This window comes from Haloactinopolyspora alba (genome assembly GCF_003014555.1).
GTDB classification, from domain to species: domain Bacteria; phylum Actinomycetota; class Actinomycetes; order Jiangellales; family Jiangellaceae; genus Haloactinopolyspora; species Haloactinopolyspora alba.
On sequence record NZ_PYGE01000008.1, the window covers coordinates 194,016 to 210,300 of the forward strand.

At 71.7% G+C, this 16,285-nt stretch carries 15 protein-coding genes; 7 read left to right on the forward strand and 8 right to left on the reverse strand.

All coding sequences use genetic code 11. From position 1 onward, the window contains the following. Nucleotides 1-168: 168 nt before the first annotated feature. Together CLV30_RS13090 and guaB are read right to left on the reverse strand one after the other, a co-directional pair. Complete coding sequence (locus CLV30_RS13090; protein ID WP_205740693.1) at nucleotides 169-1,278, reverse strand: GuaB3 family IMP dehydrogenase-related protein; 1,110 nt, start codon at nucleotides 1,276-1,278, stop codon at nucleotides 169-171. Between the two features lie 257 nt (nucleotides 1,279-1,535). Beyond that, nucleotides 1,536-3,059, reverse strand: a complete 1,524-nt coding sequence (guaB, locus tag CLV30_RS13095) for an IMP dehydrogenase (protein ID WP_106537649.1) — start codon at nucleotides 3,057-3,059, stop codon at nucleotides 1,536-1,538. 245 nt (nucleotides 3,060-3,304) lie between these two features. Here guaB and CLV30_RS13100 point away from each other — a divergent pair, with 245 nt between their 5' ends. The 3 genes from CLV30_RS13100 (at nucleotide 3,305) to CLV30_RS13110 (ending at nucleotide 5,416) form a co-directional block, all read left to right on the forward strand. Then, on the forward strand, nucleotides 3,305-4,210 hold the full coding sequence (locus CLV30_RS13100; protein ID WP_106537650.1) for a UbiA prenyltransferase family protein: 906 nt from the start codon (nucleotides 3,305-3,307) through the stop codon (nucleotides 4,208-4,210). Between the two features lie 236 nt (nucleotides 4,211-4,446). Further along, nucleotides 4,447-4,647, forward strand: coding sequence for a cold-shock protein (locus CLV30_RS13105; protein WP_106537651.1), 201 nt, complete (start codon nucleotides 4,447-4,449; stop codon nucleotides 4,645-4,647). Between the two features lie 223 nt (nucleotides 4,648-4,870). After that, complete coding sequence (locus CLV30_RS13110) at nucleotides 4,871-5,416, forward strand: DUF2269 family protein (protein WP_106537652.1); 546 nt, start codon at nucleotides 4,871-4,873, stop codon at nucleotides 5,414-5,416. Here the strand turns inward: CLV30_RS13110 and CLV30_RS13115 are convergent. Then, the gene (locus CLV30_RS13115; protein ID WP_106537653.1) at nucleotides 5,407-5,766 is read right to left on the reverse strand and encodes a VOC family protein; all 360 of its coding nucleotides are present in this window, start codon (nucleotides 5,764-5,766) and stop codon (nucleotides 5,407-5,409) included. The two genes, CLV30_RS13110 and CLV30_RS13115, sit on opposite strands and share 10 nt — an antisense overlap. 54 nt (nucleotides 5,767-5,820) lie before the next feature. Between CLV30_RS13115 and CLV30_RS13120 the strand changes: the two genes are divergently transcribed. Further along, nucleotides 5,821-6,330 carry a TetR/AcrR family transcriptional regulator gene (locus CLV30_RS13120; RefSeq protein ID WP_106537654.1) on the forward strand — a complete coding sequence of 170 codons (510 nt, stop codon included), beginning with the start codon at nucleotides 5,821-5,823 and terminating at the stop codon, nucleotides 6,328-6,330. 65 nt (nucleotides 6,331-6,395) lie between these two features. Here the strand turns inward: CLV30_RS13120 and CLV30_RS13125 are convergent, their stop codons facing one another. After that, nucleotides 6,396-7,568: a pyridoxal phosphate-dependent aminotransferase gene (locus CLV30_RS13125; RefSeq protein WP_240723241.1), complete on the reverse strand. Its 1,173-nt coding sequence runs from the start codon at nucleotides 7,566-7,568 to the stop codon at nucleotides 6,396-6,398. A 261-nt stretch (nucleotides 7,569-7,829) separates the two neighbouring features. Between CLV30_RS13125 and CLV30_RS13130 the strand changes: the two genes are divergently transcribed. Genes CLV30_RS13130 through CLV30_RS13140 form a run of 3 tightly spaced genes read left to right on the forward strand, consistent with a single transcriptional unit; the run spans nucleotide 7,830 to nucleotide 10,845 of the window. After that, nucleotides 7,830-8,900 carry a putative F420-0 ABC transporter substrate-binding protein gene (locus CLV30_RS13130; protein WP_205740694.1) on the forward strand — a complete coding sequence of 357 codons (1,071 nt, stop codon included), beginning with the start codon at nucleotides 7,830-7,832 and terminating at the stop codon, nucleotides 8,898-8,900. Further along, entirely contained in the window at nucleotides 8,897-10,021 is a 1,125-nt protein-coding gene (locus CLV30_RS13135) for a putative F420-0 ABC transporter permease subunit (RefSeq protein ID WP_205740695.1), read from the forward strand. Before CLV30_RS13130 ends, CLV30_RS13135 begins: the two co-directional genes overlap by 4 nt. Then, nucleotides 10,018-10,845 carry an ABC transporter ATP-binding protein gene (locus tag CLV30_RS13140; RefSeq protein WP_106537656.1) on the forward strand — a complete coding sequence of 276 codons (828 nt, stop codon included), beginning with the start codon at nucleotides 10,018-10,020 and terminating at the stop codon, nucleotides 10,843-10,845. Before CLV30_RS13135 ends, CLV30_RS13140 begins: the two co-directional genes overlap by 4 nt. Nucleotides 10,846-10,909: 64 nt before the next feature. Here CLV30_RS13140 and CLV30_RS13145 read toward each other — a convergent pair whose 3' ends face one another. The 4 genes from CLV30_RS13145 to groL form a co-directional block, all read right to left on the reverse strand. Beyond that, nucleotides 10,910-11,905 carry a TIGR03557 family F420-dependent LLM class oxidoreductase gene (locus CLV30_RS13145; protein ID WP_106537657.1) on the reverse strand — a complete coding sequence of 332 codons (996 nt, stop codon included), beginning with the start codon at nucleotides 11,903-11,905 and terminating at the stop codon, nucleotides 10,910-10,912. Between the two features lie 95 nt (nucleotides 11,906-12,000). Then, a complete protein-coding gene (locus CLV30_RS13150) occupies nucleotides 12,001-13,920 on the reverse strand; it encodes a sialidase family protein (protein ID WP_129710944.1) in 1,920 nt (639 codons plus the stop codon). A gap of 198 nt (nucleotides 13,921-14,118) precedes the next feature. Next, complete coding sequence (locus tag CLV30_RS13155; protein WP_106537659.1) at nucleotides 14,119-14,496, reverse strand: hypothetical protein; 378 nt, start codon at nucleotides 14,494-14,496, stop codon at nucleotides 14,119-14,121. 112 nt (nucleotides 14,497-14,608) lie between these two features. Beyond that, nucleotides 14,609-16,210, reverse strand: coding sequence for a chaperonin GroEL (gene groL / locus CLV30_RS13160; protein ID WP_106537660.1), 1,602 nt, complete (start codon nucleotides 16,208-16,210; stop codon nucleotides 14,609-14,611). Nucleotides 16,211-16,285 lie beyond the last annotated feature (75 nt).

Genomic DNA, 16,285 nt, shown 5'->3' on the forward strand with positions numbered 1-16,285 from the left:
GTGCACAGCGTACGGTGTGGCGCCGACATCCGGGAGGGCTCGACGAGTGGGGCGCGGTCGGGCGGCACGCCAAGGCGCGGCCGCATCACGAGGCGTGTGCCTGCGTCACCAGGCCTGTACGGGTGGTGACGCAGGGAATTCCATGGTGAACGTGGTCGTTCCCGGCGGTCAGCGCAGGAGGGTGACCTCGACCCGCTGGAACTCCTTGACCTCGGTGTAGCCGGTCGTGGCCATGGCCCGGCGCAGCGCGCCGACCAGGTTCATCGAACCGTCCGGCAGGAACGACGGGCCGTCGACGATCTGCGCGAGCGAGGCGATGGTCCCGACCTCCATCCGTTCGCCGCGCGGCAGCTCGGCGTGGTGGGACTCCGAGCCCCAGTGCCAGCCGCGGCCCGGCGCCTCGACCGCCCTGGCCAGCGGCGAGCCCACCATCACCGCGTCGGACCCGCAGGCGATCGCCTTGGCGATGTCGCCGGAGCGCCCGATGGACCCGTCGGCGATGACGTGCACGTACCGGCCGCCGGACTCGTCGAGGTAGTCGCGCCGCGCCGCGGCGACGTCGGCGACGGCCGTGGCCATCGGCACCGTCACGCCGAGAACCGAGCGCGTCGTGTGCGACGAGCCGCCGCCGAACCCGACGAGCACGCCGGCCGCGCCGGTGCGCATCAGGTGCAGCGCCGCCTGGTACGTGGCGCAGCCGCCGACGATGACCGGGACGTCCAGCTCGTAGATGAACTGCTTGAGGTTCAGCGGCTCCGCGCGGCCGGACACGTGCTCCGCGGACACTGTGGTCCCCCGGATGACGACGATGTCGGCGCCGGACTCGACGACCGCCTGGTAGTAGCGCTTGACCCGCGGCGGCGACAGCGAGCCGGCGACGGTGACACCGGCGGCGCGGATCTCGCCGAGCCGCTGGGCGATCAGCTCTTCACGGACCGGCGCCGCGTAGATCTCCTGCAGCCGGTTGAGCGCCTTGCCCTCTTCCAGTCCGGCGATCTCCTCGAGCAGCGGCTCGGGATCCTCGTAACGGGTCCAGAGCCCCTCGAGGTCGAGAACGCCGAGGCCACCGGCCTTGCCGAGCGCGATGGCCGTCGCCGGGGACATCACCGAGTCCATCGGTGCCGCGACGATCGGTGTCTCGAACCGGTAGGCGTCGATCTGCCAGTGCGTCGACACCTCCTCGGGGTCGCGGGTGCGCCGCGACGGCACGATGGCCACGTCGTCGAACGAATACGCCTCGCGACCGCGCTTTCCGCGGCCTATCTCGATCTCCGCCACGCGGACCAGGCTATCGGAGGCCCCGGGCATCCGTGACCGGACGGTCGCCCGAGCCCGCTCCCGTCATCCGTCACCTGATCGTCGCTGTTTCACCTGATCATCGCTGCGACGGCGATCAGGTGTCGCCAGCAGCACATCACCGCAGCGTGTCGGTCCCGCACGTCACCTGATCATGTCCACGACCCGGACAGAAAACGATCAGGTGCAACATCGCGCGGAGAAGCAGCGCGTTCGTCACCTGATCATCAGAGGACGGTTCAGCGGCGGCCGGAGTAGTTGGGCGCCTCGACCGTCATCTGGATGTCGTGCGGGTGCGACTCCTTCAGCCCTGCGGACGTGATGCGCACGAACCGGCCCCGCTGCTGCAGCTCGGTGATGCCGCTCGCGCCGGTGTAGAACATCGACTGCCGCAGCCCGCCGATGAGCTGCTGGGTCACGCTGCCCAACGGTCCGCGGAACGGCACCTGGCCCTCGATGCCCTCGGGCACCAGCTCGTCGTCGGCGACGACGTCGGCCTGGAAGTAGCGGTCGCGCGACCCGGTGTCCGACGCCCCGCGCTTGCGCAGCGCGCCGAGCGAGCCCATGCCGCGGTAGGACTTGAACTGCTTGCCGTTGATGAAGATGAGCTCGCCGGGACTCTCCGCCACGCCCGCCAACAGCGAGCCGAGCATGACGGTGTCGGCGCCGGCGACGATGGCCTTGGCGATGTCGCCGGAGTACTGCAGCCCGCCGTCACCGATGACCGGGACACCGGCCGGCCGCGCCGCCTGGGCCGCCTCGTTGATCGCCGTGACCTGCGGCACGCCCACACCGGCGACCACGCGGGTGGTGCAGATGGAGCCCGGGCCGATGCCGACCTTGATGCCGTCGACCCCGGCGTCGACCAGCGCCTGCGCGCCCGCCCGGGTGGCGACGTTGCCGCCGATGACGTCGACGCCCGCGGCCTTCGGCTCGGCCTTGAGCTTGCCGACCATGTCGAGCAGGGCGCTGGTGTGCCCGTGCGCGGTGTCGACGACGAGGACGTCGGCGCCGGCGTCGATGAGCGTCATGGCCCGTTCCCACGCGTCGCCGAAGAACCCGACCGCCGCCGCCGACAGCAGGCGTCCCTCGGCGTCCTTGGTGGCGTTCGGGTACTCCTCGGACTTGACGAAGTCCTTGACGGTGATGAGCCCCTTGAGCCGGCCGTCGCCGTCGACCAGCGGCAGCTTCTCGATCTTGTGCTCGCCCAGCAGCGCGAACGCGTCGTCGGGCTTGATACCGACGGGCGCGGTGACCAGCGGCATCGGCGTCATGACGGAGCGGACGAGCCGGTGGTCGTACTCGGTGGCGGGGACGAAGCGGATGTCGCGGTTGGTGACGATGCCCATGAGGACGCCGGCGTCGTCGACCACCGGAAGCCCGGAGATGCGGTAGTGCCCGCACATCGCGTCCATCTCGGCCAGCGTGGCGTCGGGGCCGATGGTGACCGGATCGGTGACCATGCCGGACTCGGACCGTTTGACCAGGTCGACCTGCCGGGCCTGCTCGTCGATGGAGACGCTGCGGTGCAGCACCCCGAGCCCGCCCTGCCTCGCCATGGCGATGGCCATGCGCGACTCGGTGACGGTGTCCATGGCGCTGGACAGCAGCGGCACGCTGACGGTGACGTTGCGCGACACCTTGGACGTGGTGTCGGCCTCGCTGGGAATGACGTCGGACTCGGCGGGCAGAAGCAGCACGTCGTCGAAGGTGAGCCCGAGAGGCGCGAGCGTCTCGGGCATGCCGGACTGCATGGGGTCCATGACACGATCCTGAGTGGTCGTCGGTGGCGGTGGGCCAATCGTATGGCCTGCCAGCGCAACGCTTCCACCGCATGCCCACATTCCACGGCACGCGGCCGGGCTTCGCCGGCCGTGGCGCCCCGGCAATGGCTTCCCGGCCGTGGCTTCCCGGCCGTGGCTTCCCGGCCGTGGCTCCCCCGGCGGGAGCATCCCGCTCCCTCTCGAGAGGGAGGCCGGCACCGGGGCGCCGCCGCGAGGATCGTTCCATGACGAGCACCGTCTCCCGGCCGGCGCCGGCCCGCTTCGTCCGCGACGTGGTCGCGCTGGGACGGCCGTGGTTCTGGCCGGTGTCGCTCGTCCCCTACTACGTCGGCGTCGTGCTGGCGACGCGCCGGCTGCTGCCACCGGTGTCCGCGCTGCCGGAGGTGGCCGCCGGAGGACTGGTGATCGGGCCGCTGATGTGGTGGGCGGTGCTGGCCGTCAACGACGCGCACGACGTCGCCGGCGACCGGCTCAACCCCCGCAAGGCCGGGACGCCGCTGGCCAGCGGGCGGATGACACCGTCGGCGGCCCAGCGTGTCGCCGGCGTCGCCGCCGCCCTGGCCGTGGCGGTGGCCTGGAACGTCGGCCTCGCCTTCGCACTGGGGACGGTCACGGCGTTGCTCGTCGGCTGGGCGTACAGCGCTCCGCCGCTTCGGCTCAAGGTCCGCCCCGGCGCCGACATCGCCGTGAACGCGATCGCGCTCGGCGCGTTCGGCCTGCTGGCCGGCTGGGTCACGGTGCGCCCGGTCGGCGCGTTCCCCTGGGTGATGGCGGTGCTGGGCACGCTCGTGGCGGTCGCGCTGTACGTCCCCACGACCGTCGCCGATCTCGACGCCGACCGGGCCGGCGGTTACACGACGGTGGCCGTCCGGCTGGGCCTCGCGCGCGTGCGCATGCTGGGGTTCACGGCGTGGACGGCCGCGGCGGTCCTGGCCGTCGTGCTGGCCGCCACCGGCACCGTGATCCCGCGGCGCATGCTCGCGCTCGAGGTGGTCATGGTGCCGTTGCTGGTCGCCGCCTATCGGCGCCTGGTCACCACCGAGCCGTCGTTCCGCAACGTCGTGGTGCTCGCGGTCGCGTTCCTCGCGCCGTGCATCACCTTCGCGCTGACGTACACGGGCGTGTGGTGACGGCCCCGGCCGCGGAGATCCCGCGTCGGATCGTCGCCGGGAGCCGGGAATAGATCCGTCGACCCCCGGGTTGTACGGGGCGGTCGTAGTTTTTGTGTTCGTGTTTTCAGCATGCTCGCAATGAACGACGTTGCGGGCGCGCCGCTCGCTCTCAGGTATCTGGAGTAGCCGCGTCTGGACCGGCCCGGGGCATCGCACAGTGCATGCTCCGACATCCAGCCCTGTGAGGAGCAGAAATGACTCAGGGAACAGTCAAGTGGTTCAACGCGGAGAAGGGCTTCGGCTTTATCTCCCGCACCGACGGACCGGACGTCTTCGTGCACTACTCCGAGATCGACGGTACGGGCTTCCGTACTCTCGAGGAGGACCAGCAGGTCGAGTTCGAGCTGTCGCAGAGCCCCAAGGGGCCGCAGGCGACGGGCGTGCGCGTCCTCTGAGCCACTCGCGGGCGAATGCCCGCCACCGATGAGGGGCCGGCACCGGCAGGTGCCGGCCCCTCGTCGCGTCCGCGGCCGGTCAGCGCGGGCTTGTCCGGCTGCCTGCACGGGCCTGCGCAGGTCTGCGTAGACGCGGGATACGTCCGGCTGCCGACGACGGTGACGCACCCGCCGGGTGATCGTGTCCCGACGACACACACGGTCACCGATGAGGAGTGGGGTCATGGCACAGGTCATCGCCGAAACGTCGCGGCCACGACGGTTGCGCGGCCGGACACGCCAGAGCGTGCTGCTGGTTCACGTCGTCTCGGCCGGCGCCTGGCTCGGCATCGACGTCGTCATGGCGGTGCTCGTCTTCACCGCACTGCTCAGCGGCGACGACACGACGCTGGCGCTGACCTACCGGGCGCTGGAGATGTTCGCGGTCTGGTCGTTGTTCACCGCCGGGGTCGTCTGCCTCGTCAGCGGGGTCGTTCTCGGGCTCGGCAGCAAGTACGGCCTGGTGCGGTACTGGTGGGTCGCCGTCAAGCTGGTGCTGAACGTGCTGCTCGCCACACTGGTCCTGGTCGCGTTGCGGCCGGGTGTGTCCGAGGCCGCCGAGCGTGCCCGCCTGTTCGAGTCGGGGGAGGTCACGACGCTCTCGGTCGGTGATCTGATCTTCCCGCCGGTCGTCTCCACGACCGCGCTGCTGGTCGCCTTCGTGCTCGCCGTCTACAAGCCGTGGGGCAGGATCGGCCAGGGCCGCCGGGGCGGCACCGCTCAGCTCTGATCGGAACCTTCGGCGCTCTGGTCCAGGACCTGGATGACATTGCCGGACGGGTCGGCGAACGCTGCCAGCCGCCCGCCCGGGATCTCCAGAGTTTCGCCGAGCCACCGGAAGCCATGGCGCTCCTTGACGAAGGCCTCTACGTCGTCGACCTCGAAGACCGCACCCGACTCCCACCGCTCGTCGTCGCTCGGCCGCTGGTCGACCATGAGCTGCACGGACGAGCCCGGAAGTTCGAACGCGACGGTGGACTCCCCCTCGCGCCAGGCCTCGTCGAGGCCGAGATCGTCCCGGTAGAACGCCAGGGCGGCGGGCAGGTCCTGGACCGACTGGTAGAAGAACGCAAGTCTCATGGCACCGACCGTAATGCGATTACGGAATCCCGTCAATGCGTTATACTCGAAGCCATGCAGGAGTGGGTGCCGGTACCGGGCTCGGTCAAGGCGCGGCTCATCGAGGCCGCGCTGCACCACTTCGAGCAGTCGGGCTTCGAGGACGCGGGCGTCACCGACCTCGCCGCCAAGGCCGGCGTCACGACCGGCTCGCTCTACCACCACTTCGGCTCGAAACTGGGGCTCTACACCGTGGTCCGCGACGACCTGGAGAAGCGGATCACCGACCGGATGGAGGGCGCGGCCGCCGCTGCCGGCGGCACCGGTCGTCCCGCGGTCGCGGTAGCGATTCTGGTCGCTTTCGACGCCGCGGTCCGGTTCGACGCCTGCAGGCTGCTGGGCGAGCCGGCACCGTCCGACCGGCCGGATCCGGTCGGGCGGCTGCTGCGCTCGCTGCTACCCGACGATCTCGATGCGGCGGCGGTCATCCTGGCCGCGGCGTGGCGAGCCGCACTGCTGCACGTCGCCGAGGGAGCGCCGGCCGGCACGGCACGCAGGGCACTGGAGTTCACGCTCACCGAGTGAGCACTGATGCACCGGCCTTCGGTGCCGGCCGACCACCGTCCGGATGCCCGACGTGTGCGGGCCGCTCAGGCCGGTCGTAGCCGCCCGAGCCGCTCGACGGCGTCGTGCAGCACGTCGTCGCGCTTGCAGAAGGCGAAGCGCACCAGCGGCCGGGCTGCCTCCGGGTCGTCGTAGAACACCGAGACCGGAACCGCCACCACGCCGGCCAGCTCCGGCAGCCGGCGGCACAGCTGCACACCGTCGTCGTGACCGAGCGGCGTCGGATCGGCGATCACGAAGTACGTGCCCTGCGGCACCGACACCTCGAACCCGGCGGCACGCAGCCCCGCGCACAGCAGGTCACGCTTGCGCCGCAGGTCGGAGGCGAGACCGGTGTAGAAGTCGTCGCCGAGCGACAGCGCCGAGGCCACGGCCGGCTGCATCGGCCCGGCGTTGACGAACGTCAGGAACTGCTTCACCGCCCGCGCGGCGGAGACCAGCTCGGCCGGACCGTGCAGCCAGCCGACCTTCCAGCCGGTGACCGAGAACGTCTTGCCGGCCGACGAGATGGTCACGGTCTGCTCGGCCATGCCCGGCAGGGCGGCCATCGGCACGTGCTCCGCGTCGTCGAAGACCTGGTGCTCGTACACCTCGTCGGTCACCACGATCGCGCCGTGCTCGCGGGCGAGCGAACCGATCAGCTCGAGCTCCGCCCGCGTGAACACCTTGCCCGCCGGATTGTGCGGCGTGTTCACCAGCACCACCCGGGTGCGCTCGCTGAACGCCGCCCGCAGCGCGTCGGGATCCAGAGCGAAGTCCGGCCAGCGCAGCGCGACGGTGCGCCGTACCGCACCGGCCAGCGCGATCGACGCCGCGTACGAGTCGTACACCGGGTCGAACGTCACGACCTCGTCGCCCGCCTCGCACAGCGCGAGCACGGTGGCCGCGATCGCCTCGGTGGCGCCCGCGGTGACCAGGACCTCCCGCTCCGGGTCGACGTCGAGCCCGTAGAAACGCTTCTGGTGCTCGGCGACGGCCTCACGCAGCTGCGGCACGCCCGGACCGGGCGGGTACTGGTTCGCCCCACCCTGGATGGCCGCACAGGCGTCGTCCAGCAGCGATTGAGGGCCGTCGGTGTCCGGGAACCCCTGGCCCAGGTTGATCGCCCCGGTGCTGGTGGCCAGCGCGGTGATCTCGGCGAAGATCGTCGACGTGAACGGGCTCATCCGCGGGACGAGCGCGGGTTGACGTGGCGGCACGGTCCTCACCGTAACCCACCGGGCAGCGTCGACGGCACGTTCGCGAGCGGCGATCGCCCACGCGCGCGACTGGCCCGCCCGCACGATTCGCGCCTATCATGACGACAGCCCCGGGCCACCACTTGTGTCCCTGATGCGTCTGCCCGATCAGTGGGTAGCGGGTGCGACGGTCGACTGACCGTCTCCGACGACCGGTCCCGTTCACCGGCGGATCCGTGCCCGTGTGGTCACGGCGCCGGTGGCACCATCGATGGAGAACCCGTGGCCCACCGCAGCACGCGTCCGCACACACCTGCCCGGACCCCGGCCGCGCGCCGCCGGCGTCTGACCGTGACGATCGCCGCCGGCACCGCCGCATCCGCCCTGTTCGCCGGCTGCGCCGGAGCCGACGAGACCGCGCCCGCCGGGTCGTCCGGGTCCGCCGGCAGCGCTGCGGGCGCCGAGCCGGTCACCGTCGACAACTGCGGCTTCGAGGTCACCGTGGACAGCCCGCCGGAACGGGTCGTGACCATCAAGTCGACGTCGACCGAGATGATGCTCGCCCTCGGGCTCGGTGATCGCCTGGTCGGCACGGCGTTCTCCGACGGGCCGGTTCCGGAGCGTTACGCCGACCAGCTGGACGGTGTCCCGGTGCTGTCCGACAAGGTGCCCGGCCAGGAGGCACTGCTCGACGTCGAGCCGGACTTCGTCTACGGCGGCTGGGAGAGCAACTTCGCCGTCGACACCGCCGGCGAGCGCGACGCGCTGGCGGACTTCGGCATCGACACCTACGTCTCCCCTGCCGCCTGCAAGGATCCGCAGTACCAGCCGGACCCGATGACGTTCGAGAAGCTGTTCGACCAGATGCACGAGATCGCGCGGATCTTCGGCGTCACCGGCCGCGCCGACGAGCTCGTCGCCGAACAGCGCAGCATGCTCGACAGCGTCGACGCACCCGGGGACGGCCTGACGGCGATGTGGTACAGCTCCGGCTCGGACGCGCCGTACGTGGGCGCGGGCATCGGCGCGCCGGCGATGATGATGGACGCGCTCGGGCTGCGGAACGTCTTCGGCGACATCGACGACACCTGGTCCACTGTCGGCTGGGAGGACGTCGTCGACCGCAACCCGGATGTCATCGTGCTGGTGGACGCGGCGTGGAACACGGCCGAGCACAAGATCGACCAGCTCGAGAGCAACCCGGCCACGTCGGCGCTGCCGGCGGTGACCGAACAGCGATACATCAGGCTGCCTTTCCCCGCCGCGGAGGCCGGGGTCCGCAACGCGCCCGCGGTCGTCGATCTCGCCGAACAGCTCCGCCGGCTCGACCTCGGCGCCGAGAGCACCGGATGAGCGAGCGCACGACCGTCCAGCAGGCCGGCGCGGACACCACTCGCGCACCCGCCGGAGCCACCAGCGCTGACGGCCGGCCGCCGGTGACGAGGCGCCCGCGGGCCCGCGGCTCGGTCTGGGTCGTCACGATGGCCGCCCTGCTGCTCGCGTCGGTGACGGTCACCGTGACGTTCGGCTCCGCGGACATCGGCGCCTGGGACGTCTGGCGCTCCATCGGCACGCACCTCGGCCTCGACCGGCTGGGCTTCGGACCCTCGCCGTTGTCGACACTGCGCGACGGCATCGTGTGGGAGCTGCGGCTGCCCCGGGTGCTGGCCGCGGCCGCGGTCGGGGCGGCGCTGGCGGTCTGCGGCGCCGTGATGCAGACGCTGACCCGTAACCCGCTGGCCGACCCGTACCTGCTGGGGCTGTCGTCGGGCGCGTCGGTGGGCGCCGTGCTGGTCCTGGTGCTCGGCGTAGGGCAGCTGGCGCTTCCGGTCGCCGCGTTCTCCGGCGCGCTCCTGGCCCTGATGGTCACGCTGGCGCTGGCCAACCGCCGCGGCGAGCTCGCGCCCACGCGCACCGTGCTCGCCGGGCTGGCGGTGTCGTACCTGTGCTCGGCCGCGACCTCGTTCGTGATCTTCTGGTCGGCGACCGGCGACTCGTACCGCGAGATCCTGAGCTGGCTGCTGGGCTCGCTCGGCGGCGCGCAATGGGGAGACGTCGCGATCGTGACCGTCGCCGTGGTCGTCGTCGGTTCGGTGCTGCTGTCGCGCGCACGCACCCTGGACGCGTTCGCGTTCGGCGACGGCACGGCGGCGACCCTGGGCATCGACGTCAACCGCACCCGCTGGGCGCTGCTGACACTGGTCGCGCTGCTCACCGGCGCCGCGGTGGCGGTCAGTGGCGCGATCGGGTTCGTGGGGCTGATGGTGCCGCACGCCGTCCGGCTCGTGGCGGGCTCCGGGCACCGCAGGGTGCTGCCGCTGGCCACGCTGGTCGGCGCCACGTTCATGATCTGGGCCGACACGCTGGCCCGCACCCTGTTCGATCCGCGCGAGCTGCCCGTCGGGGTGGTCACCGCCTTCCTCGGCGCGCCGGCGTTCGCGTTCCTCCTCCGCCGCAGAAAGGTGGGCCGATGACCGCCGAGCACACGATCGTCGCCGAGCGTGACGACGTCCGGGCCCCGGACGGCGCGACCGCCGAGGAGCTGCGCGCCGCCGGCATCTCGTGGGCCGTCGACAGCACGGTGATCGTCGACGGCGTGGACGTCCGCGTGCCGCCCGGAACGGTGACCGGGTTGCTCGGCCCGAACGGCTCGGGCAAGAGCAGCCTGCTGCGGGCGGTCGCCGGGACGACCCGTCCGGACGGCGGCGCCGTCACCCTTGGCCAGGACGACCTGCTGTCCATGCGCCGTAAGGACCGTGCCCGGCGGGTTGCGGTGGTCGAGCAGGAGTCGACGACCGACGTGCCGATGACGGTGCTCGACGTCGTCCTGCTGGGACGCACGCCGCACCGACCCGCCCCCGACGACGAGGACCGCGCGCTCGACGCGCTGGGCACGGTCGGGATGGCCGAGCTGGCCGGCCGCGACTGGCACACCCTGTCCGGTGGCGAGCGCCAGCGGGTCCACCTGGCGCGGGCGCTGACGCAGCAGCCACGGTTGCTGCTGCTCGACGAGCCGACCAACCACCTGGACATCCGATACCAGCTGACACTGCTGAACGTGGTACGGAACCTGCGGGTGACCACGCTGGCCGCGCTGCACGACCTGAACCTCGCGGCGGCGTACTGCGACCGGCTGGTGGTGCTGGACGGCGGACGGGTCGCCGCGGCGGGGCCCACCGAGGAGGTCCTGGTGCCGGAGGTCGTCCGGGCGGTGTTCGGCGTCGACTGCGACGTCCAGCCGCACCCGCGGACCGGTCGCCCGGTGCTGACGTTCTCGCCGCTGCCCGAGTCCCCATGATCATCGGCACTTTCCGGCCGCATGGCCAGGAAAGTGCCGATGATCATGGGAGAGAGCCGGCGCCCTACGGGGTCAGCGCGGGCAGCACCTCGCGACCGAACACCTTCAGCCAGGTGCGCTGGTCGGCGTTGACGTTGTGCACGTACACGTGGGTCGCGCCGACGTCGAGATAGCTCTGGATCTCGCGCCGGTGCGCGTCCGGGTCCGACGACACCAGCAGCCGGCCGTCGAAGTCCTCCGGGCGCACCATCCGGGCCATCTGCTCGAAGTCGTGCGGCGAGCGGATGTCGGCTTTCGAGAACCGCATCGCGCCGTTGGGCCACTCGCGCACCGCCTGCTCGGCCGCCTCGGCGTCGTCGGGCGCCCAGGCGAGGTGCACCTGCACGACCTTCGTCAGGGTGTCCGGGTCCTTGCCGGCCGAGCGGGCGCCGTCGTCGAACCGCGCGAACAGCGTCGCCACCTTCTCGGGCGTCGTCGCGACGGTGATGATGCCGTCGGCGCTCGCCCCGGCCCGCCGCGCGGTGACCGGGCCGGAGGTCGCGACGTAGATCGGCGGCGGGGCTTCCGGCATGGTCCACAGCCGGCTGCGCTCGAGGGTGAAGAAGCGCCCGTCGTGGCGCACGTCGCGGCCGGTGAACAGCTTCTGGATGATCTCGACCGCCTCGAACATGCGCGCGATCCGTTCCGGCGCCTCCGGCCAGTAGCCGCCGACGACGTGTTCGCTGATAGCCTCGCCGGAGCCGACGCCGAGCCAGTGCCGGCCCGGGTACATCGACTCCAGCGTCGCCGCCGCCTGCGCGACCACGGCGGGATGCCAGCGGAACGACGGGCAGGTGGCCCCGACGCCCACGACGCCGCGGGTCCGCTCGGCCATCGCGGTCATCACGTTCCACACGAACCCGGCCTGGCCCTGGTGCGCCGTCCACGGCTGGAAATGGTCGTCGGCCATGACGCCGTCGAACCCGGCCTGTTCCGCCTCGGCGGCCAGCGCCACGACATCCGACGGGTGGAAGCGCTCCAGCATCGCCGCATATCCGACCCGTGCTCCGCCGTTCGCCATCGGCTCCCCTTCGACGCGTGCATCCTCCGTGCCGCCCGAGGCAAGCACGGAGGATGCAACCCTTCAAGGGGAGCCGGGCATTCCCGGCCGGGTCGTCAGCTCTGTTCGCGGGGCCCTGCCGGCACGTCTCGACGCAGCTCGTCCAGCGGCAGGTGCACGAGCGCCCGGCCGGACGGCGCGGCGTCGTCGGCGGCCAGGGCCGCGACCTCCGCCGGCGACAGGGCCCGGCCGAGGTACCACACGTCGTCGACGGCGCCGGTGAGCGCGTTCGCCCCGTCCGGGCGCCGTCCCACGTGCAGACCGGTACTGGTCTCCGACGAGACGGCTCCGCCGAGCGGGCCCGCCGTCGCGGCAGCCTCGCCGTCGACGTACAACGTCACCCCGTCCGCGCCGCGGGTGAGCGCCACGTGGTGCCACTCGCCGTCGGCGTACGCGCCGGGAGCGGCCACGGACGTCACGCCGGCGTCGGTCTCGATCAGCGCGCGGATGCGGTCACTGCCCGGCTCCGCGCGGATCCACCACTGCGGCACTCCGCCGCCGACGCCGTACGCCCACAGCACGGACTGCGCGGCTCCGGACTCGGTGCGGAACCAGGCGGCGGCGGTGAACGGCCCGTCGCCGACGCCCAGGCCGTCGGACGCGGGCACCTCGACGTACGCACCTTCGGCGAGCGTCAGCGCGGAGCCGCTCGCTCCGGACGTGACCTCGGCGGCACCGCCGACGACGCCGTGGCGCCCGGAGCCGGACACGTCCGGCGTGATGACGGCGGGCGGCTCGCCCTGGTCGGGACGGTCGAGCATCGGGATCCGCACCGAGGCGAAGGTGATCCGCTCGTAGGCGCTGTCGTCCCCGTTCTCGTAGAGGACGCCGAGGGCGTGGCTCGACGTCTCGACCAGGTCGGAGTAGGCGGCCGGGCCCTCGTGCAGCACCAGGCTGCTCTCCCAGCTCTGCGCCTGGTCGAAGCTCGTGCGCAGCGTCAGCTCGCGGCGCGCGCCCGGATCGGCCGGCGCGGAGAAGACGATGCGCTCGTGCCGGTCGGCCCGGGGCGACAGCTTCAGCACCGAGCCCTGCACGACCGGAGCGCTCAGCCCGTCGACCATCTCGTAGGGCGCGTCGAAGGACTCGCCGCCGTCGCTGCTGGTGGTCGCGGCGCGGGTGCCGCTGCTGGTGCCGTTCTGGTCACGGGTGTTGAAGTACAGCGTTCCGTCCGAAAGCTCGAGGACCGTGCTCTCGTTCGGGTTGAGCACCCCGTTCCGCGGCGTGTCGATCCCGCCGATCTGCCAGGTGCGCCCGCCGTCGTCGCTGTACAGGGAGTGCGCACCGTAGTACTTGGACTCCCGCCCGGTGTCGCCCGACCCGGGCGGCGGGCTCGTCGAGTGGTTGGCGGGTGCGACCAGACGACCCGCGTGCGGCCCGTGTTCCAGTGCGATGCCGTGCACCGGGCCGGTGGCGTACCAGCGCCACTGCGGCAGCTTGGCGTCCGCGGTGATGTCGGTGGGCTCGGACCAGGTCTCGCCCTCGTCGGTGCTGCGCTGGACGAAGACGCGGCGGCTCTCCTCGTCGGTGACCTCGCCGCGCATGATCTCCGCCTCGCTGGCGGTCCCGGCGTTGTGCGTGGTCAGCAGGACGATGTCGCCGGAGGCGGGGTCGACGATCGGCGTCGGGTTGCCGAAAACGTTCGCACCGTTGTCTCCGACGACCTGGAGCGGGCCCCAGGTCCTGCCGTTGTCCGACGAGCGGCGCAGGACGAGGTCGATATCGCCGGTGTCGCCGCCACCGCCGACTCGGCCCTCGGCGAAGGCCAGCAGCGTGCCGTCCTCGGCCCGGGTGATGGCGGGGATGCGGAACGTGTCGTAGCCGTGCGTCCCGGATTCGAAAACGGCGGTCTGCTGGACGCCGCGTTGCTGGTCCGCCGGCGCCGGCTCGGCACCGGTGGCGGCTCCCGGTAGCGCGAGTGCGGTGGCCAGCGCGGTGACGACGCCGGCGACGGTGCGGGGACGAGTGAGTCTGCCCACGGTGATCCCTCCTTGGAGTCGAACACATCCCACATCAGATATCCCACATGTGTCAAGATCGTTCCCAGACTCTTGACGTGCAACCGGCCGCCATCTGCTCGTGACGCTCTCACCGGCTCAGCGTTCGTGCTGCAGCGTGACAGCGACGGCCATCGCTGGGTGGAGGGCTCGGGCGCCACCGGTCGCCGGCGCTGACGCTCAGCCTTCCTGACCGGTGCCGTCGGGGTTCTGCGGTGCGCCGTCACCGTGCGGCGGCAGATCACCGCGTTCGACGGGGGTACGCTCCGGCGGCCTGTGCTCCGCGGGGAACAGCTCCTCCAGCTCGCCCGCGTCGGGGGCGTGCGCCCCTTCGACGGCCTGCCGCAGTGTCTCGGCGTCGACCGCGCCGGCCGGGGCGCTGACGGACTGCCATGCGGGCTGGTGGTCCGGGAGATCCACGACCCGGATCAGCTCCGCGGAGACGCCGATCTCGGCGGCGCGGTCGGCCAGCTCCTGCTGCACCTCGGCGTCGTCGCCGCAGCCGGGCAGCGCGAGAACGCAGACGAACAGGACCGACCACAGCCACCGGCGTGCCATCGCCGGATCATCTCACCCGGCCTGCGCAACCGCGCGTCGACCCGGAACGAGCGACGGCCCGGACACCGCTGGTCGGTGTCCGGGCCGTGGCCACGAGAGGACTCGAGACGGGTCAGTGGCTGTGCCCGCTCTCTTCCTCCTCCTCGGGCTGGTCCACGACCAGCACCTCGGTGGTGAGCAGCAGGCTCGCGATCGACGCGGCGTTGGCCACCGCCGACCGGGTCACCTTCACCGGGTCGAGCACGCCCTGCGGCAGCAGGTCGGTGTACTCGCCGGTGGCGGCGTTGTAGCCGTGTCCCAGCGGCCCTTCGGCCACCTTCGAGACGACCACGTAGCCGTTCTCGCCCGCGTTCTCGGCGATCCACCGCAGCGGCTCGACCAGCGCGTCGCGAACGATGTCCACGCCGGTGGCCTCGTCGCCGGTCAGGCCGAGGCCGCCGTCGAGCGCGCTGCGCGCGTGCACGAGAGCAGAGCCGCCACCGGCGACGATGCCCTCCTCGATGGAGGCGCGGGTCGCCGAGACGGCGTCCTCGATGCGGTGCTTGCGCTCCTTGAGCTCCACCTCGGTGGCCGCACCGACACTGATGACGCCGACGCCGCCGGCCAGCTTCGCCAGCCGCTCCTGCAGCTTCTCGCGGTCCCAGTCGGAGTCGCTGTTCTCGATCTCGGCACGGATCTGCGCGACCCGGGCGTCGACGTCGGCCTGTGCGCCGGCGCCGTCGACGACCGTGGTCTCGTCCTTGGTGACGACGATGCGGCGCGCCTTGCCGAGCACCTCGAGGCCGACCTGGTCGAGCTTCAGCCCGACCTCCTCGGCGACGACCTGGCCACCGGTCAGCACGGCGAGGTCCTGCAGGATCGCCTTGCGCCGGTCGCCGAACCCGGGAGCCTTCACGGCCACCGTGGTGAGCGTGCCGCGGATCTTGTTGACGACCAGGGTGGACAGCGCCTCACCCTCGACGTCCTCGGCGATGATCAGCAGCGGCTTGCTCTCCTGGACGATCTTCTCCAGCAGCGGGAGAAGCTCGTTCATCGCGGAGATCTTGCCCTGGGTGATGAGGATGTACGCGTCCTCGATCACCGCTTCCTGCCGCTCGGCGTCGGTGACGAAGTGCGGGCTGAGGTAGCCCTTGTCGAACTGCATCCCCTCGGTGAACTCGAGCTCGGTCCCGAAGGTCTGCGACTCGTCGACGGTGATGACACCGTCCTTGCCGACCTTGTCGAACGCCTCGGCGATCAGCTTGCCGATGTGCTCGTCCTGCGCCGAGTTGGCCGCCACGGAGGCGATCTCGGACTTCTCGTCGACCGGACGGGCCGACTCGAGCAGCCTGGCGGTCACGGCCTCGACCGCCGCATCGATGCCGCGCTTGATGCCGAGCGGGGCGGCGCCCGCGGCGACGGACTTCAGACCACGGTGCACCATCGCCTGTGCCAGCACGGTCGCGGTGGTCGTGCCGTCACCGGCGATGTCGTTGGTCTTGGTGGCGACCTCTTTGGCGAGCTGCGCGCCGAGGTCCTCGTAGGGGTCCTCCAGCTCCACCTCACGCGCGATGGTCACGCCGTCGTTCGTGATGGTGGGCGAGCCGTACTTCTTGTCCAGGACGACGTTGCGACCGCGCGGGCCGAGCGTCACCTTGACGGTGTTCGCGAGTGCGTCGACGCCGGCTTCGAGCCGCCGCCGCGCATCCTCGTCGAACTCGAGGATCTTGGGCATGGGGTTAGCGGTCCCTTCGAACGAGAGAGCGCCCCGGATGCGTCAGCGGGCTCATCGCGAGCCGGCCACGACCGG

Excerpts from the sequence above, each read along its gene's own strand:
- guaB (WP_106537649.1), bottom strand. The coding sequence starts at position 3,059 with ATGGACCCCATGCAGTCCGGCATGCCCGAGACGCTCGCGCCTCTCGGG.
- CLV30_RS13100 (WP_106537650.1), top strand. The coding sequence starts at position 3,305 with ATGACGAGCACCGTCTCCCGGCCGGCGCCGGCCCGCTTCGTCCGCGAC.
- CLV30_RS13105 (WP_106537651.1), top strand. The coding sequence starts at position 4,447 with ATGACTCAGGGAACAGTCAAGTGGTTCAACGCGGAGAAGGGCTTCGGC.
- CLV30_RS13110 (WP_106537652.1), top strand. The coding sequence starts at position 4,871 with ATGGCACAGGTCATCGCCGAAACGTCGCGGCCACGACGGTTGCGCGGC.
- CLV30_RS13115 (WP_106537653.1), bottom strand. The coding sequence starts at position 5,766 with ATGAGACTTGCGTTCTTCTACCAGTCGGTCCAGGACCTGCCCGCCGCC.
- CLV30_RS13120 (WP_106537654.1), top strand. The coding sequence starts at position 5,821 with ATGCAGGAGTGGGTGCCGGTACCGGGCTCGGTCAAGGCGCGGCTCATC.
- CLV30_RS13135 (WP_205740695.1), top strand. The coding sequence starts at position 8,897 with ATGAGCGAGCGCACGACCGTCCAGCAGGCCGGCGCGGACACCACTCGC.
- CLV30_RS13140 (WP_106537656.1), top strand. The coding sequence starts at position 10,018 with ATGACCGCCGAGCACACGATCGTCGCCGAGCGTGACGACGTCCGGGCC.
- CLV30_RS13145 (WP_106537657.1), bottom strand. The coding sequence starts at position 11,905 with ATGGCGAACGGCGGAGCACGGGTCGGATATGCGGCGATGCTGGAGCGC.
- CLV30_RS13155 (WP_106537659.1), bottom strand. The coding sequence starts at position 14,496 with ATGGCACGCCGGTGGCTGTGGTCGGTCCTGTTCGTCTGCGTTCTCGCG.
- groL (WP_106537660.1), bottom strand. The coding sequence starts at position 16,210 with ATGCCCAAGATCCTCGAGTTCGACGAGGATGCGCGGCGGCGGCTCGAA.